Here is a 17,008-nt window from a genome sequence, read left to right on the forward strand (position 1 = left end):
CATGCTCCGAGCGATCAATTTAGCGCATCGGAGGCGGGAAGGGGAGTCGCAGATCACGAAGACCTCTTCAGTCGGCTTCCCGCCTGTGGCGACACGCGACGCAAAGCTCTTGATTCTTGGTTCACTTCCCGGCCAGCGTTCTCTCGAGCGCCAGCAGTATTACGCGCAGCCGCGCAACGCGTTTTGGACGCTGATGGGCAGCCTGTTTGGCTTCGATGCGGGCGCTTGTTACGTCGATCGTCTGCAGAGCCTGAATGCGCGCGGCGTCGCCCTCTGGGACGTCTGCGCAAGCGCGCATCGGCCTGGCAGCCTCGACCAACGGATCGAACGCTCGACTGTGCGAGCCAATGATTTTGAGCGCTTTTTCGAGATGCATCCAGATATCGCGCTGATTTGCTTCAATGGCGCTACAGCGGCCAGCCTCTATCAACGGCTGGTTCTGCCCAGGCTGTCAGTTCGGGCTGCGGCGATTGCTTCACGCCGACTGCCCTCGACGAGTCCCGCGCATGCTACGCTGACATTCGCCCAAAAGCAGGAAAAATGGCGATCCGCACTCGCCCCATTTCTCGAATAACTTTCGGGCGCTTCCCCGCGCCCCCAAACCGCGCTAGACCCGAGCCATGCCTGAACGTCCTCCTTACATGATCTCGACGGCCATTCCCTATGCCAATGGAGCGCCGCATATCGGCCACGCCTATGAGCGCATCGCCACCGACGCCTTCGCCCGATGGAAGAGGCTTGACGGCTATGACGTGCTGTTTGTCACCGGCATGGACGAGCACGGGCAGAAGATGCAGCGCACGGCCGAGAAGGAAGGGCTGACGCCGTGGGCGCTCGCCGACCGCACCGCCGCGCAATTCGCCCGGATGGGCGAGGCGCTGAACGCCCGCGCCGACGACATCGTGCGCACGACGCAGGCGCGCCACAAAGAGACCGTGCTCGAAATGTGGCGGCGTATGGAGGCGAACGGCGACCTCTATCTCTCCAAATACGCCGGCTGGTATTCGGTGCGCGACGAGGCCTATTACGACGAGGATGAACTCACCGAGCGGGACGGCAAGAAATTCGCGCCGACCGGCACGCCGGTCGAGTGGGTGGAGGAGGAGAGCTGGTTCTTCAAATTGTCGGCCTATGCGGAGAAATTGCTCGCCCATTACGCGGCGTATCCGCGCTTCATCACGCCCGAGCACTATAAGAACGAGATCGTCGCCTTCGTGAAGCGCGGACTCACGGACCTTTCGGTGTCGCGCACGACCTTCGACTGGGGCATTGAGATTCCGCCGAGCGCGCACACCGCCGCGAAGCATGTGATGTATGTCTGGGTCGATGCGCTTACGAATTACGTAACAGCTACAGGATATCTTACGGAAGGCGGAAATAAAGCGCGCTTCTGGCCGGCCGACGCGCATGTCATCGGCAAGGATATCACCCGCTTTCACGCCATCTACTGGCCCGCGTTCCTGATGTCCGCAGGCGCGCCTTTGCCCAAGCAGGTCGTCGTGCACGGCTTCCTGTTTTCCAAAGGCGAGAAGATGTCGAAGTCGGTCGGCAATGTCGTCGATCCGATTGATCTCGCGGCGCGTTACGGCGTCGACCAGCTGCGCTATTTCTTTCTGCGCGAGATTCCTTTTGGCCAGGATGGCAACTATTCGCACGAGGCGATCGTCAACCGCATCAACGCCGATCTCGCCAATGACCTCGGCAATCTCGCGCAGCGCTCGCTGTCGATGATCGCCAAGAATTGTATGGGCGCCGTACCACGTAAACATACCCTTACGGACGCCGACAAAGACATTCTCGCGCAAGCGGCCGACGTCCTGGCGAAAGCCCGCGCCGCCATGGAGGATTACGCGCCGCACCACGCGCTGGCGGAAATTTTCCGCATCGTCGCCGAGGCCAATCGCTATTTCGCCGGTGAAGAGCCCTGGGCGAAGAAGAAGAGCGACCCTGCGCGGATGGAGACGATTCTCTACGTCACCGCCGAAACGTTGCGCCGGCTGGCGATTCCCCTGCAGCCGTTTATGCCCGAATCCGCCGGCAAGCTTCTCGATCTCCTGGACGTCGGTCCGGACGAGCGGGACTTCGCGCACGCCGACGCGGCGAACGCCCTGCAGGAGGGCGCGCCGCTGCCGCCGCCGACGCCGGTGTTTCCGAGGTTTCTGGAGGAGGAGGAGGCGCGTTAGTCCCGGTGCAGCGGGCGCCGGGAGCCGATCGCCGGCTTCGACGCTCGGCCTTGACGCGGACCGCTGCTTGTGCGCGCCATGCGCTGACCATAATCAGCCGTTTCAATTGGCGGCGGCGCAGCGGCGTGCAATTGACCTTCGTCTTTGCGGGCTTGTCGGCCAAAGCGCGGGCGTGCAAGTATGAACGTCCGGGCTCCTTGTAAAGGAACTCGCGCCGCTCGATCGAGCGTTCGCGCAACAACATCCGCCTTCGTTGTGTCGTATCTCGGACGACTCTTTATCTTACAGAGGAAACCATGGAATGGCGCGTGGCATTTCAACAATTCTGACGGCGGTTATCTTCGGCGCGATCGGTTTTGGCCTCGGCATCTACGCTGCGCCGACCGAAGGCGTCGCCAATCTGAAAGCCGCGATCGAGGGCCGGTTTAAACCTGCGCCCCCAGCGGAGGAAGCCGCACCGGACGAAACCCCGGCGACTGCAGCCGAGCCGGAGGCGACGGCCGAACCCGACGCCTCGGCCGCGCCGGCGCCCGAAACGCCCCCGGCTGAGCAGCCGGCGGCCGTAGAAGCGCCAATGGAGAGCGCGCCGGAGCCGGCGCCCGCTCCCGCTCCGGCGCCGTTGACCGAAGCGCCGCCGCCGCCTCAACCCGCGCCCATGGCGATGCCGGAGGCGGCTCCGGCCCCAGAGGCAGTGGTTGAGCAGCCGGTCAAGCCGAAGCCCAAGCCCAAGCCCAAGGCTAAACCCAAGCCGAAGCCCGCAGCTCCGGTCGAGGAGCCGGCTGACCAGCCTGCGCAGTAAAGCGCCAGTTGCCCCGTGACCCAGCCCCTGTTTCAGCTCACGAGCTGGGGCGGGTCGCGCGGCAGGCGCCTCTGTCTCTGCTCGTTGAAGGAATGTCGCCGTGACCCGCGAAACAGCGCGCTTCGTCGGCGACATTCCCATTTTTTACGACCGCGGCCTCGGCCCGGTACTCTTTGAGGATTACGCCGCCGATATCGCCGACCGGACGGCCGCGAGCGCTCCAATGGACGTGCTCGAAATGGCGGCAGGCACGGGAATCGTCACGCGCAAGCTGCGCGACTCTCTCGATCCACAAGCGAAGCTAACCGCAACCGACCTCAATGAGCCGATGCTCGAAGTGGCGAAGACGAAGTTCGGCGCTACTGAGCAAGTGATTTTCCGTTCGGCCGACGCGACGGCCCTGCCTTTTGGCGACGGCGCCTTCGACGCGATCGTCTGCCAGTTCGGACTGATGTTCTTTCCCGATAAGGACCGCGCGCATCGTGAGGCGCGACGGACTCTGCGGCCGGGCGGCCGATATCTCTTTAGCGTTTGGGATGCGCCACGCTACAATCCTTTCCCTCGCCTGGGGCTCGAGGTGATTGAACGATTTTTTCCCGGCGATCCACCGCCATTTCTTGCTTTTTCCTGCGCCGAGATTGATCCCATCAAGGAATCGCTGATCGACGCCGGCTTCACGGACATCACCATTTCCGTAAGGTCGCGCGTCAAGGCGGTCGCAGACCCGACGTCCTTTGCGAGAGGATTCGTCTTCGGCAGTCCGCTCTTCGAACAGCTCCGCGAGCGCGGCGGCGTGCGCCCCGAATCGCTTGTCGAGGCGCTGGCCGAGCGGCTCGCGCAAGAACTCGGCGAGAACCCCATGCGCCTGCCGATGCAGGCGATTTTCTATGAAGCCAGCGCGGCGTAGGACGGCGCGCTACTGGGGCATGGTCATCAGCTCGAGCACATGGCCGTCGGGGCTTTTGAAATAGACGCCGCGGCCGCCGTTCCAGTCGTTGAGCTGGCCGTCGGTGAATCGGCCCGGCGCGCTGCCAAAGGCGACGCCTTCGTCCTTCACGCGTCCGAAAATCTCGTCGAATTCATTGTCGCTGACGTGGAAAGCGTAATGGCTGGAGCCGAAGCCCTCATCTTTGTCGAACAGCAGTGTGAGCTCGCTATTGACCTTCACCGGCGCGAAATGGCCCTTGGCGCCGTCGTAGCGCAGACCGAAAATCCGTGCGAACCAGCGCGCCGCGGCCTCATTGTCGCGCGCCGGCACGATGGTGTGATTGAGAATGATGGCCATCGATCAAGCTCCGCCTTTGTGCTGACGAATTTCAGATGGGGAGAAAATGGGAGGCGTCGGCCTCCCCGTCACGAGCGTCGCGGCGCTCATTCGCCGCCCGACCAGGAAACTGACAGCGCGCCATCTGGTTGGCGCCGGACGCGAACGCCGAAAGGCGCGCTTTCGTGATCGAGCGTTTGCGCAAGCCATTCGGCGTCGGCGATCGACGCCCGTTCAAGGCGCAAGCGCCGCATATGCAGCGGGACCAATCGAAGTTGCACGAGATCGCCGTTCGTATCGATGTCTGCGAAATACATCAGGGACAGATCGCCGCGAAAGTTTTCGTAGCCGCTGATGCCCTCATAGTCGTTCAGGAAATCGCCGCAGCCGTAGAGAACCAAGCGGTCGCGATGGACCTCGAATCCCTTCGCGTGATGTGACGAATGTCCGTGGATGACGGACGCGCCGGCGTCTTCGATCAGCCGATGCGCGAATTGTCTCTGGGCGTTCGAAACGCCATAGCCCCAGTTCGACCCCCAGTGGATCGAAATCACCAGAATATCTCCGCTCTGCGCCGCGCTCCGCGCCAGATCGCAGGCGAAGTCAACGCTTGCGTGAGAAAGGTCGCGCAGAAGATTGACGCCGGGCGACGACGGCGTCGCCGCCCACTCCAAGGGCGTTCCGCTGTCGGGCAGGGCGAAGCACAGGATGACGACCCGTCTTTTTCGAGGGATGTCCAGGATCGCTGGCCGCCGCGCTTCGTCGATCGTTCGTCCCGCGCCGGCGAAAGCGACGCCCAGACGCTCAAGCGTGTCGAGCGTTTGAAAGAGGCCAGGCCATCCCCAATCGAGCACATGGTTGTTCGCCAGCGCGCAGCAATCGACTCCGGCGGCGCGCAGACATTCCGCGTTCTGCGGGCTGACGCGATAATTAATCGCCTTAGGTTCGGCTGTTTCGCTGCGCGTCACGCTCGTTTCGAGATTGACGATGCGCGCGTCAGGCGCCTGCGCTTCAAGCTCGGCGAGCGCCTCGCCCCAGACATAGGAATAATCGACGGGCCGCGGAATCGGCCCTGACGCCGCTTCGGCCAAACGAACATAGTCTTCGGCCGAGGAAACATATTCCTCATAGAGCTTGGGCGGGCAGGGCGAGGGAAGGATCTGATCGACGCCCCGTCCGATCATCACGTCGCCGCACAGGAAGAGCCGCACGGCTGGCGCCACGTTGCTCGGCGGCGGCGCGGCGACGCTCATATGGTCGGCGGAAAATTCTCTTCGTCGTCGCCGGCGACAAGTGAGACGATTTCTCCGGCCACGTCCTTGAGCGGCGCGCCCGCGCCGAAGACGTCCTGATCGCCGGACATCCACACCGCCGCCTCCTCGACGTCAGCGATCGTCGGCCGCAGGTCCATGATCGCCGACAGCGTCGCATCGTCGATGTCGCCGAGGACGTCCGTCACGTCCTTGATCGTCGCCAGCGGGCGGCCGTCGCCGTCCGGCGCGGAAGATTGCGTCAAGTTTTTGCTCCTCGCGCTTGCAACGTCCCGCCCGAGCTTGATCCGTGACGGTCTCGAATGATGTCGGCGATGAGAAAGGCGAATTGCATCGCAAAGAAAATATAGCGCCGCGTGTCTTAGCCGCGAAGGAGGCCCAGGCTAAATATTTGTGTTTTCCGCCGCCCGAGCCATATTGCCGCATTGGCCCAAGCGCGTCGTCGAGCCCCCAGCCGCGGCCGAGGACGAGCGCCCCCTGGCCATATGCCATGTTGCTCTTTCCTGACAGAGTCTGATGCTCATCGATACCCATTGCCACCTCGACTTTCCCGATTTCGCGCCAGAACTCGCGGAGACGATCGCCCGCGCAAAGGCGCGCGGCGTCGCCAGAATGATCACGATCTCGACGCATCTGTCGCGATTCGATCGCGTGAAGGCGGTTGCTGAAACCTATCCGGAGGTCTTTTGCACGGTGGGGACGCATCCGCACCATGCGCACGAAGAGGCCGAGCCGACCGTCGAGGCGCTGGTGAGTCTATCGCGGCATCCAAAATGCGTCGGATTGGGCGAAGCCGGCCTCGATTATCACTACGATCATGCGCCGCGCGAGGTGGCGCAGCGCATCTTCCGCATTCACGTCCAAGCCGCGAGGGAAACCGGTCTGCCGCTCGTCATTCATACCCGCGACGCCGACGACGACTGCGCGGCGATTCTGAAGGACGAAATGGGGAAGGGGGCTTTCCCCGCCCTGCTCCATTGCTTCACCAGCGGCCGCGCGCTCGCCGAAACGGCGCTGCAGCTCGGCCTCTATATTTCCTTTTCCGGCGTCGTGACCTTCAAGAACGCCGAATATCTGCGCGAGATCGCCCGCGACGTGCCGCTGGAGCGCATGCTGGTCGAAACCGACGCGCCCTTCCTTGCGCCGGCGCCCCATCGCGGCAAGCGCAACGAGCCGGCCTTCGTCGTCGACACCGCGCGCGTGCTCGCCGAGATCAAGGGAATCAGCGCCGCCGAACTTGCGATCGCCACAACCGAAAACGCGCTGCGGCTGTTTTCCAAAATGCCGCCTCTGGACGCCGCCGCGTGAGCCTGAGAATCAGGATCCTTGGGTGCGGTTCGTCCGGCGGCGTGCCGCGAGTCGGGCAGGGCTGGGGAAAGTGCGATCCGGACAATCCGAAAAATCGGCGCCGGCGCTGCTCGATTCTCGTTGCGCGCGGCCCCGCCGATGCAGCGACGCAAGTGCTCGTGGACACAGGGCCTGATCTGCGCGAGCAGCTCATCGACGCCGACGTCAAGCGGCTCGACGCGGTCTTCTATACCCATCCCCACGCCGACCACACGCACGGCGTCGACGATGTGCGCGGCTTGGTCATTCTGAGCGGACGGCGAATCCCGGCCTATATGGACGAGCCGACTTCGCGGTCGTTCGCCACGAAGTTCGACTACATCTTCAAGACGCCGCCGGGCAGCTTTTATCCGCCGCTGATGACCGAACATCGGCTGCATCTGGGGCGCGCCGAGACGGTCGACGGACCCGGTGGCGCGATCGTCGCCACGCCGTTTCGCCTGGACCATGGCGACATGGACGCCCTCGGCTTCCGCTTCGACGATGTGGCCTACACGCCGGATCTTCACGCCATTCCGCCTGAGAGCGCGCAATATCTCGAAGGGCTGGATCTCTGGATCATCGACGCGCTGCGCCATCAGCGGCACGGCACGCATCTGTCCGTCAGTCAGGCGCTGGACTTCATCGCGCATTTCAAGCCAAAGCGCGCCGTTCTGACGGATCTGCACGTCGATCTGGATTACGACGCGCTCGCCGCGACGCTGCCGGAAAATGTCACGCCGGCATTTGACGGAATGGCGCTCGAAGTCTGACGTCGCGCGCATCGCCAAACGACATCGTTGAGTTCCATAATATCGATTATGCGAATCATGGATGCGGGATCCTGGCCCGCGCCGTCCGCTCTTGCCTCTCGCTAACCTGAGATTTCGCGCCAATGTCCTGGCGGACGGAACGCAGCGCCGGCGTCCTCGGATGACGCTTTATGGTGACAATGCGGCGCGGGCGCAGCGCATGGCGCGTCAATGCCAACCGCGCCACCCATCTAAACTCCTGCAAACGCAAACGTTCCCGCCGGCGCAGCGTTTGGACGTCAGCTGTCAAACTATGGCGACTGTTTGGATTTTTGGATCACCCCACGGAATTCTCTGGCCTTCGGGGGCGAAACTCTGGTAAAAGGCTCGCTGCGCGGGACTATATGGCATTCAAGAGGCACATCATCGTCGTTTCCGGGCGGGCGCGTTTTTTGAGACGCGCCAACTGGAGCGGTTGGGCGCACAAGGTTGGCATAGCGGTCTTGCCGTTTTTGGCGGAGACGAGCAGGTAGACATGAGCAAAGGTAGAGATTTTCGGGGCCCCCGCAAGCGCGGATTTGATGACGACGCCCCGTATAGCTATGATTCGCCGCGAACGAGCCGTGCGCCGCGATCACCTTTTGGCGGCGGATTTCCTGATGCGCCGCCTCCGATGTCGAATGAGCCAGCAGTCGACGCCATCGTGAAGTGGTTTAAGACGGACAAGGGCTTCGGCTTCGTAGAGCTCGCCAATGGCACCGGCGACGCCTTCCTCCATATCGGCGCGGTTCAGGCGGCGGGTTACGACACGCTGCCGCCCGGCGCGAAGTTGCAGGTGCAAGTCACGAGCTCGGTTAAGGGCCAGCAAGTGGCGCGCATTCTCGAAGTCGACTTGGCTGGAGCCGCTGAGCGGGCGCCGCCGCCGCCGCCGCGCGCGGGGGGCGGTTTTGACAGCCCCCGGCCCCGTCGCCAGGCGCCCGATCCGTCGACCGCCGTTCCGGTCTCCGGCAAGGTCAAATGGTTTGACGAGACAAAGGGCTTCGGCTTCGTGCAGTCGAACGACGGCGGCAAGGACGTGTTCGTCCATATTTCGATTCTGGGTCCATCCGGCGTGAACCGGCTCGCCGAGGGGCAGCCGGTCACTATGCAGGTCGTCGATACGGCGAAAGGCAGAGAAGCGCTGTCGATCATCCTGGATTGAGCCTCGCTCCGTAGATCCGCGCGCCGCGATCCTCCTTGAGGGCCGCGGCGCTTTTCTTTTGGGGAGACCTCATGTCCGGACGACCGCACGGCGATGTCGCCAGACTGATCGAAATCATGGCGGCGCTGCGCACGCCCGGCAGCGGTTGTCCCTGGGATCTCGAGCAGGATTTCCGATCGATCGCGCCCTACACGATCGAGGAAGCCTATGAAGTCGCTGACGCCATCGAGCGCAACGACCTTACCGATCTCAAAGACGAGTTAGGCGATCTCCTCTTGCAGGTCGTGTTCCATGCCCGAATGGCGCAGGAGCAGGACGCTTTCGCCTTCAAGGACGTCGTCGACGCGATCTGCGACAAGCTCATTCGCCGGCATCCGCACGTTTTCGGCGACGCCCAGTCTCTCGACGCCGACGGCGTGACCATGCAGTGGAGCGCAATCAAAGCGCGCGAGAAAGCGAGCAAGCAGGGCGCGCCGCCGGCCAGTTTGCTCGACGGCGTGCCGCTCGCCCTGCCCGCGCTGACGCGCGCCCTCAAGCTGCAACAGAAGGCGTCCGGGGTCGGCTTCGATTGGGACGACGCGCAGCATGTTCTCGGCAAGATTCGCGAGGAAACCGAGGAAGTCGCCGCCGAACTCGCACGTCCCGGCGTCAACGCTTCGCCAGCGCTTGAAGAGGAGATCGGCGATCTGCTGTTCGTCGTCGCCAATCTTGCGCGCCACGCCAAGGTTGATCCCGAGCAGGCGCTTCGCGGCGCCAACACGAAATTCGAGCGGCGGTTTCACCATATCGAGCGCCGCCTCGCAGAGATGGGCCGTTCGCCTGAAGCAGCGTCTCTCGACGAGATGGAAGCGCTGTGGGTCGAGGCGAAAGGCGCGGAGCACAAGCCGCGTTGATAACTCTCTCAAACGTCTGAAAGGTTACGGCGCCGCCCGTCAGCGCCCCGCGCCGGCTTCGCGGATGATTTCGGCCTGCGGAAAGCGCCTCGCGAGGCCCTCGGAACGTTCAGGATCGATACGCACGACGAGATGGACGCCGCCCTCCGGCAGCGCTTCGCGTTCGAGCACTTCGGTGTGGGCGTGAAGCCAGGCGAGCCCTTCGCCGTCGGCGACGTCGAGGTCCACTTCAAAACGAACGCGTCCCGCCGCCAGCGTGGACTCGATCCTCGCCAGCAACGCATCGAGCCCCTGCCCGGTCAAGGCGGATACGAGCGTCGGCCGGCGCTGAGCCTCGATCCCGCTCACGGCGAGCTGAAGCGCCGAAAGCCGTTCCGGATCGAGCGCGTCGATCTTGTTCCAAACTTCCAAAATCCGCCCTTCGGCTTCGCCTTTCAGACCGAGTTCGCTCAGGATCGCCTCGACGTCCTTCGCCTGCGCTTCCCAATCTTCGTGCGCGACGTCGCGCACATGCAGAACCACGTCGGCGAGCGTCACTTCTTCGAGCGTCGCGCGGAAGGCCGAGACAAGCATGGTGGGCAGGTCGGAGATGAATCCCACCGTGTCGGAGAGCAGGATGCGCGCGCCATGCGGCAGTTTGATCTGGCGCAGCGTGGGATCGAGGGTCGCGAACAGCATGTCCTGCGCGAGCACCTCGGCCTTGGTCAGACGGTTGAAAAGCGTGGATTTCCCGGCGTTCGTGTAGCCGACCAGCGCGACCACCGGATAGGGAACGTCGCGCCGCGTCTTGCGATGCAGCGCGCGCGTGCGCTTCACCTTGTCAAGATCATGCTCGATGCGCCGCATCCGCTCCTCGATCAGGCGCCGGTCCGTCTCGATCTGCGTTTCGCCCGGGCCGCCAAGAAAGCCGAAACCGCCGCGCTGGCGTTCAAGGTGGGTCCAGGAGCGGACCAGCCGCGACTTCTGATAGGCCAGATGCGCGAGCTCGACCTGCAGCGCGCCTTCCTTGGTCCGGGCGCGCTCGCCGAAGATTTCGAGAATGAGCCCGGTCCTGTCGATGACCTTGGCGTCCCACGCCCTTTCGAGATTGCGCTGCTGCACGGGCGAGAGCTGGCAGTCCATGCTTACGAGCGCGGCGTCCTTCGACTTGACGAGTTCGCCGATCTCCTCGACCTTGCCCTTCCCAAGGTATGTCGCCGGTCGAACCTCGTTCAGCGATATGGGCAGTTGACCGACGACATCGAGGTCGATCGCCTCGGCGAGTCCCACCGCCTCCATGAGACGCGCCGCCGTGTCGCGCGCACGCGCCGCGCCGCCTTGAGTCACATAGGGCCCAATGACCAATGCGCGGGCCCCGGCGCCGTTTGGCGTCGTCCCGTTATCTGCTCCGCTGTCAGCCTTCAATCGCCTACCGCTGCTTGTCGGCCTGGCCCTCGTCGTCGCCCGGCTCAAACATTTGTATGGGGTGTCCGGGCATGATCGTCGAGATGGCGTGCTTGTAGACGAGCTGAGAATGCCCGTCTCGTCGTAGCAACAGGCAAAAATTATCGAACCAGGTGACGATTCCCTGGAGCTTGACGCCATTGACGAGGAAGATGGTGAGCGGGACTTTATTCTTCCTGACGAAATTCAAAAATGTATCTTGCAGATTCTGCGAACGCTCTGACGACATCGGCTGTCCTGTTCTGTTTTTTGAGCCGAGCGGAATGACGCCGCCCCCAGGGGATCGTTCTTCTTTTTTCGCCGCCGTGGTCATTAGAACCTTTCAAATGGCGAAGCGCAAGGCGCAAGTCGAGCGCTTTCCGCCGCCAGTTTATGGGAGGCGTCCGGCTTTGACTCCGCGCCAGCTCTTGCCGCAAACATAACGCAGCGCTTTAACTAGCTCATGTAAGTTAATGTTTCTATGACTCTACCGACAGCGACTTCAGTTTTCGGTGTAAGGCCGAGCGCTCCATGCCGATGAACTCCGCCGTTCGGGAGATATTCCCGGAGAAGCGATTGAGCTGAGCGACAAGGTATTCGCGCTCGAAAACTTCCCGCGCCTCTCTGAGTGGCAGGCTCATCAGTTTCTCTCCGCGCACGCCGGCGGGAGTCGCCGGAACGAGTTCGCCGACATCGGCCGGAAGCATTTCGGCCGTGATCGTCCCGCTGGAATCGCCAGACGTGAGGATCATCAAGCGCTCGACATTATTTCTCAACTGGCGGATGTTGCCGGGCCAGTCGTGCAACTGCAGGACCGCGAGAGCGTCCTCCGAAATCCGTCGGCGCGGCATGCCGGACGCGAGCGACATATTCTCCATGAAATAGTCGATGAGCGCCGGGATATCTTCGCGCCGCTCCGCCAGCGAGGGAATCCGGATCGGCACCACCGCGAGGCGATGAAACAGATCCTCGCGCAGCGTGCCCTCTTCGATCGCCGACGCAAGATCGCGCGCCGAGGACGAGATGATGCGCACGTCGACCTCGACCTTGTTCGATCCACCGACCCGCTGAAACGTCTGATCGACCAGCACGCGCAGGATTTTCGCCTGGGAATCCTTCGGCATGTCGGCGATTTCGTCGAGGAACAGCGTCCCGCCATGCGCCTCCTCGAGCGCGCCGATCTTGCGCTCGCCGTCGGCGCCTTCCCGGCCGAACAGCTCGATTTCCATGTTCTCGGGCGTGATTGTGGCCGAATTGATGACGACGAACGGCCCGCCGGCGCGGCTCGACGCCTCGTGGATGCAGCGGGCGGCGAGTTCCTTGCCCGTCCCAGGGGCGCCGGTGATCAGCACGCGCGAATTCACAGGGGCGACGCGGCCAATGAGCTGCTGCAGCTGATGCGCCGCCGGGGAATCGCCGACGATGCGGTCGAAGGCTCCTGCCCGTTGGCGCAGCGCGGAAAGCTCGCGCCGCAGCTGATAGGCTTCGAGCGCCCGTTCGGCGACGAGCACCAGCCGATCCGCCTTAAACGGCTTTTCAATAAAGTCGTACGCGCCGATCTTGATCGCACTGACCGCGGTTTCGATATTGCCGTGGCCCGAGATCATGACGACGGGCAAGCCCTTGTGCTGCTTCTGCGCGAGTTCGAGCACCTGGAGGCCGTCCAGCCGAGACCCTTGCAGCCAGATGTCGAGAAAAACGAGATGCGGACGCCGGCTTGCGATCGCCGCGAGCGCTTCGTCGGAGTCTTTGGCGGTGCGGACCCCGTGCCCTTCGTCGCTCAGAATTCCGGCGACAAGCTCTCTGATGTCCTCTTCATCGTCGACAATCAAAATATCGCTTGCCATCATACCCCGCTCTGTCCCGGCCCATTTGCATGCGCCGGCGCTTTTTCCGCATGTGCGCCCGCCGCGCCCGGCTCCTCTTTCGAGGAGGTCTCCGCGGCGAGGGGCACGATGAGCCTGACGCAGGCCCCCCGACCCGACGGCGCGTCCAGCAGCTCCAGCCGGCCTCCGTGATCCTCGACGATTTTGGCGACGATCGGCAGGCCCAGTCCGGTGCCGTCCGATCGCGTCGTCATGTAAGGCTCGAGCAAGCGCTGCCTGTTCATCGCCGGGAAGCCCTTACCATTATCGATCACGTCGATTTCCGCCATGCGATCGCGCACATCCAACTTGATTTCGACTCGTCCCTTTTCCAGAGCGTCTTTTTCTTCGCGTGCGGCGATGCCTTCGACGGCGTTCTTCACGATATTGGTGAGCGCCTGCGACAGCAAGCGGCGATCGAACTGTGCGATGACGGTCGTTTCGGGCAAGTCTTCGACGATGTCGAGATCGGCGTTGCCGACGCGCATGAGGAATGCGACCTGCCGAATGCATTCGTTGAGATCGTCGCGCGCCGGGCGCGCCTTCGGCATACGCGCAAAGGACGAAAACTCATCGACCATACGCTTGATGTCGTCGACCTGGCGCACGATCGTATCTGTGCATTGGTCGAAAACGTCTCGATCCTCCTGGATGACCTTGCCGTATTTGCGGCGCAGCCGCTCGGCCGAAAGCTGGATCGGCGTCAACGGATTCTTGATCTCGTGAGCGATGCGCCGCGCGACGTCCGCCCAGGCGGAGGTGCGCTGCGCCATCACGAGGTCGGTGATGTCGTCGAGCGTCACCACGTAGTTGTGTTGTCCCGCATCGGCGCGCGCCGAGGTGACTCGCACATTCAAGGTGCGCTCGGCGACGCCGCGCTTGATGGTGATCTGGCTTTGAACGGCGCGCGGAAAAACTTCCGCCGCGTCCTTCAGGATGGGGACGATCTCCGGCAACACCGACGCCACCGAGGCGCCGACGGTCGCCTGCCCCGTCGCGTCCGCCAGCGACAGTTCCTCGGCTGAGCGGTTGAGAATGGTGACGACGCCTTCTGAATCCACGCCCATAACCGCGACCGGCACGCCGGAGAGCACGGCCTCGGTGAATTCGCGACGTTCGTCATTGATCCGATTGGCCTCGATCAACCGGTTTTGCTGAAGATTGAGCTCGGTCGTCATATTGTTGAAGACGTCGCCGAGGCGCGCCAAATCGCCATGCTGCTTGTCGACGTTGACGCGAACGTCGAGATTGCCCGCCGACACCTCGTCGGTTGCGGCGATCAGGTCGCGGATCGGCGTCACCAGCCGGTCGGCGAAATCCAGTCCGAACCAGATGGACGACAGCAGCATGATCGTCGTCAGGAAGGCGTACATCAGCACGAAGGCCCGCTGCACGGCGGCGCGATAGGAATCGAAGGCGTCGTAGCTGCTGATCAGGCTTTGAGCCTGTTTGGGAAACTCCACCGCGATCGGGTCGATGGGCCGGGTGACGTAAAGGAAAGTATCCTGAAAGGCGTTGAGCGCGCGCAAAGCGACGAAGCTCTTGCCGTCATCGATAACAAGGCACAGCGGCTCCCCGCGCCGCGCGTCGTCGAACTCGGATTGCGGCGGGGCGATGATGATGGAGGCGGCGTTCTGCGCCACGTCGACGCGGTCGAGAATTTCGCCGTTGGATTTCACCAGGGCCGCGACGGAGAAGCCCAGGAAATACGCCCGCGACTGAAATATCTGGTGAAAATAGGGTCGGTCGGAATTGTAAAGGATGCTCGCGCGATCGAGGTCCGAGGCCGTGAGCTGCGCCTCCTGCAGCAGCGCCCGGCACTGACTCTCGCGGAACACGGCCGCGGCTTCCGCCGTGTTGTGGACGAAGACCTTGACGCTCGACATGAAGGCGGGATTGAGCACGCGCTCCAGCGTCAGCGATCCCGCCACGGCCAGCAGAATCGCCGGAATCAAAGCAATGACCGCAAAAAAACCGACCGTGCGCACGTGTAGGCGCGCCGCCGCCTCGCCGCGCCGCCAGACGCGGTAGAGGCGCCAGGCCTTGACGATCACCATCGCGAGCAGAACGGCGACGAAGACGCCGTTGATGATGAGCAACGGCAATACGCGGTCGTCCGTCGGCGACAGCGCGCCGAATTCGGCCACGACCAGGAATGTAGCCAAAGCACAGCCGACGGCGCCGATCACGATGATCGGGCCGAACCAGCTGCGAAACGGCGTTCTGCCTTTCGCCTTTAGCGGAGAAGCCGAGTCTCCGGTCAGGGCCATGGCGCCTGTATAGGCTCCGCCCGCGCCGGTTGCAATTAAAGGGGGGGTCCGAGCGACGCCATGGAATGACGAGGGATCATGCAGCGCTCACATGGTCGCTGTTCCGCAGCGCGTCGCGCTCCACGCCCTCGAAAGTCCATGATTTGTCGAAGGAATCCGATACGCTTTCGCGTCGCTCCGCGGCGACGAGCGTGCAATAGCGCCGCAAATCCTGCATCAATTGCTCCTCCTCGCGCGCTTCATGGGCCGTCAGTGCCTTCAGGAATTCCCGGTCGCGGCGCAGCGTTTCAAGAGGCGTCCTTTCAATATGGTCCAGCGCGGAGCGCAGCACCTGACAGGCCACCCCATTTGCGACCGCCGCGATATATTGCAACTGCGCCAAGCGTTGTGGCGCAACTCCCTTGCCGCGCAGGCGAAGCCGCGCCTCGAAGAGATAATAGCGCAGAAGGTGGCACAGGCCTTCGGCGGTGAAATTGCGGCGATGGAAGGTTTCGATCATCCACTCGTAGTAGATATCAAGTTTGGGATCCAGGAAGCGGTAGTCCGGCTGGAATTCGCTCCCCGTCAGACGTCCTTCCTTGACGAGCCGCTCCCGAATAGGCGTGCCGGCGTAAGGCAGCATTCGGCAGAAGGGCGCGACCGACCAACCGTCTCCCACGAAGGCGTCGAGAAAGGCGATATTGTTGCGGATCGTTTCGAAGGTCGAATAGGGCTCCATCAACATGAAGCCGAAGTCAAAAGAGAGCCCGAGCGATTTCAGTATTTCGCCCGCTCGGACGTGACGCTGAGGCCCGAGCTTCTTATTCATTGTGGCGAGGCTCGTCTCATCGCCAGATTCGACGCCCATATAAATATGCGTTAGTCCGCCGGCCATCAGGCGGCGGATGGCGGCTTCATCGATTTCGTCGGAGCGACAACTGATTTTAAAAGCGATGTCGCCCGCATAGCCTTCGTCGACGAGCCGGTCGGCAATTCCTCCCGCCCATTCGCGGGCGCGCCGGCCAGTGGCCAGAAAATCATCGTCCTGAAACAGGAAAACGGGAACTGAACGGCGTTCGTGCAAATCGATCATTTCATCGACCACTGCGTCGGGTTTGCGAAGCCGCCGCAATTGACCGCCCTGCGCCTCATAAAACGGCCGGATCGAGCAGAAGCTGCAGTCCCAGGGGCAGCCGCGACTGCCGAGAACCGAGGCCGTCGACAGGCTGTGGTTCTCATAGTCGATCGTGTCGCGATCGGGCCAGGGCAAAGCGTCAAGGTCGCCGAGCGGCTCGCGCAGACAATTGGCGTGAATATCCCCATCGGAGCCGCGAAAGGCGATTCCCGCCGACGTGCGCCATTCCGCGCCGTGCGACAGGCTGTTGAGCAGGGAGGCGAGAGTCAATTCGCCGTCGAAACGTACGATGGAGTCGAGTCCGGGCGCCCCGCGCATGACCTCTTCGTAAGCGAAGCTGGGATAATGGCCGCCCATGCTGATGTGGGCCCTAACGCCTGCTTCGCGCAGCGCCGTGACGGCTGATGCGAAGCTCGGCGTCATGTATTGGAAGATGAGCGAGAGGCCGATGAAATCGTAGCCGCCAGCGAGAACCTGCCGCACCAAAGCGGAGGCATCGGCTTCGTAGGTGGCGATCTCCGTCTCATGGCCGGCGCTGCGCGCGGCCGACGACAGGTATCGCAAACCAAGATTGTCCTGGTCCTGAAATCCAACAAGCAAAGCCCGCTGCGGCCGGCCGCTCTCTCTTTGCGGTATGGCGCTCATGAC

16 protein-coding genes are annotated in these 17,008 nt (G+C 62.9%); 8 read left to right on the forward strand and 8 right to left on the reverse strand.

The window, feature by feature from the left end:
• Positions 1-85: 85 nt before the first annotated feature.
• The 4 genes from ACR65W_RS16590 to ACR65W_RS16605 all read left to right on the forward strand — a co-directional run bounded on the left by ACR65W_RS16590 (position 86) and on the right by ACR65W_RS16605 (position 3,889).
• The gene (locus ACR65W_RS16590) at positions 86-574 is read left to right on the forward strand and encodes a DNA-deoxyinosine glycosylase (protein WP_434500281.1); all 489 of its coding nucleotides are present in this window, start codon (positions 86-88) and stop codon (positions 572-574) included.
• Positions 575-620: 46 nt separating this feature from the next.
• Complete coding sequence (metG, locus tag ACR65W_RS16595) at positions 621-2,183, forward strand: methionine--tRNA ligase (RefSeq protein ID WP_434500280.1); 1,563 nt, start codon at positions 621-623, stop codon at positions 2,181-2,183.
• 301 nt (positions 2,184-2,484) lie between these two features.
• A complete protein-coding gene (locus ACR65W_RS16600) occupies positions 2,485-2,982 on the forward strand; it encodes a hypothetical protein (protein WP_434500279.1) in 498 nt (165 codons plus the stop codon).
• Between the two features lie 100 nt (positions 2,983-3,082).
• Positions 3,083-3,889, forward strand: coding sequence for a class I SAM-dependent methyltransferase (locus ACR65W_RS16605; RefSeq protein ID WP_434500278.1), 807 nt, complete (start codon positions 3,083-3,085; stop codon positions 3,887-3,889).
• 9 nt (positions 3,890-3,898) lie between these two features.
• Here ACR65W_RS16605 and ACR65W_RS16610 read toward each other — a convergent pair whose 3' ends face one another.
• From ACR65W_RS16610 to ACR65W_RS16620, 3 genes are all read right to left on the reverse strand, one after another.
• Complete coding sequence (locus ACR65W_RS16610; RefSeq protein ID WP_434500277.1) at positions 3,899-4,267, reverse strand: VOC family protein; 369 nt, start codon at positions 4,265-4,267, stop codon at positions 3,899-3,901.
• An 86-nt stretch (positions 4,268-4,353) separates the two neighbouring features.
• Positions 4,354-5,499 carry a CapA family protein gene (locus tag ACR65W_RS16615; RefSeq protein WP_434500276.1) on the reverse strand — a complete coding sequence of 382 codons (1,146 nt, stop codon included), beginning with the start codon at positions 5,497-5,499 and terminating at the stop codon, positions 4,354-4,356.
• The gene (locus ACR65W_RS16620; RefSeq protein ID WP_175094585.1) at positions 5,496-5,762 is read right to left on the reverse strand and encodes a hypothetical protein; all 267 of its coding nucleotides are present in this window, start codon (positions 5,760-5,762) and stop codon (positions 5,496-5,498) included. The genes ACR65W_RS16615 and ACR65W_RS16620 overlap by 4 nt, the downstream gene beginning before the upstream one ends.
• Before the next feature lie 271 nt (positions 5,763-6,033).
• Between ACR65W_RS16620 and ACR65W_RS16625 the strand changes: the two genes are divergently transcribed.
• The 4 genes from ACR65W_RS16625 to mazG all read left to right on the forward strand — a co-directional run bounded on the left by ACR65W_RS16625 (position 6,034) and on the right by mazG (position 9,689).
• Positions 6,034-6,825 carry a TatD family hydrolase gene (locus tag ACR65W_RS16625; protein WP_434500275.1) on the forward strand — a complete coding sequence of 264 codons (792 nt, stop codon included), beginning with the start codon at positions 6,034-6,036 and terminating at the stop codon, positions 6,823-6,825.
• Positions 6,822-7,616 carry an MBL fold metallo-hydrolase gene (locus tag ACR65W_RS16630; protein WP_434500273.1) on the forward strand — a complete coding sequence of 265 codons (795 nt, stop codon included), beginning with the start codon at positions 6,822-6,824 and terminating at the stop codon, positions 7,614-7,616. The genes ACR65W_RS16625 and ACR65W_RS16630 overlap by 4 nt, the downstream gene beginning before the upstream one ends.
• Positions 7,617-8,130: 514 nt before the next feature.
• Positions 8,131-8,796, forward strand: coding sequence for a cold-shock protein (locus ACR65W_RS16635; RefSeq protein ID WP_123176078.1), 666 nt, complete (start codon positions 8,131-8,133; stop codon positions 8,794-8,796).
• 71 nt (positions 8,797-8,867) lie between these two features.
• The gene (mazG, locus tag ACR65W_RS16640) at positions 8,868-9,689 is read left to right on the forward strand and encodes a nucleoside triphosphate pyrophosphohydrolase (RefSeq protein WP_434500272.1); all 822 of its coding nucleotides are present in this window, start codon (positions 8,868-8,870) and stop codon (positions 9,687-9,689) included.
• 39 nt (positions 9,690-9,728) lie between these two features.
• Here the strand turns inward: mazG and hflX are convergent, their stop codons facing one another.
• From hflX to ACR65W_RS16665, 5 genes are all read right to left on the reverse strand, one after another.
• Positions 9,729-11,093: a GTPase HflX gene (gene hflX, locus ACR65W_RS16645; protein ID WP_434500271.1), complete on the reverse strand. Its 1,365-nt coding sequence runs from the start codon at positions 11,091-11,093 to the stop codon at positions 9,729-9,731.
• Between the two features lie 4 nt (positions 11,094-11,097).
• Positions 11,098-11,361, reverse strand: coding sequence for an RNA chaperone Hfq (gene hfq / locus ACR65W_RS16650; protein ID WP_026222957.1), 264 nt, complete (start codon positions 11,359-11,361; stop codon positions 11,098-11,100).
• Positions 11,362-11,590: 229 nt separating this feature from the next.
• Positions 11,591-12,958 (reverse strand): sigma-54-dependent transcriptional regulator, encoded by a 1,368-nt coding sequence (locus ACR65W_RS16655; protein WP_434495177.1) that lies wholly within the window; start codon positions 12,956-12,958, stop codon positions 11,591-11,593.
• Positions 12,958-15,246: an ATP-binding protein gene (locus ACR65W_RS16660; RefSeq protein ID WP_434500270.1), complete on the reverse strand. Its 2,289-nt coding sequence runs from the start codon at positions 15,244-15,246 to the stop codon at positions 12,958-12,960. The genes ACR65W_RS16655 and ACR65W_RS16660 overlap by 1 nt, the downstream gene beginning before the upstream one ends.
• A gap of 76 nt (positions 15,247-15,322) precedes the next feature.
• Positions 15,323-17,005 (reverse strand): B12-binding domain-containing radical SAM protein, encoded by a 1,683-nt coding sequence (locus ACR65W_RS16665; RefSeq protein ID WP_434500269.1) that lies wholly within the window; start codon positions 17,003-17,005, stop codon positions 15,323-15,325.
• Between the last annotated feature and the right edge of the window lie 3 nt (positions 17,006-17,008).

The sequence above is a fragment of the Methylocystis sp. genome (assembly GCF_051062815.1).
GTDB lineage: Bacteria > Pseudomonadota > Alphaproteobacteria > Rhizobiales > Beijerinckiaceae > Methylocystis.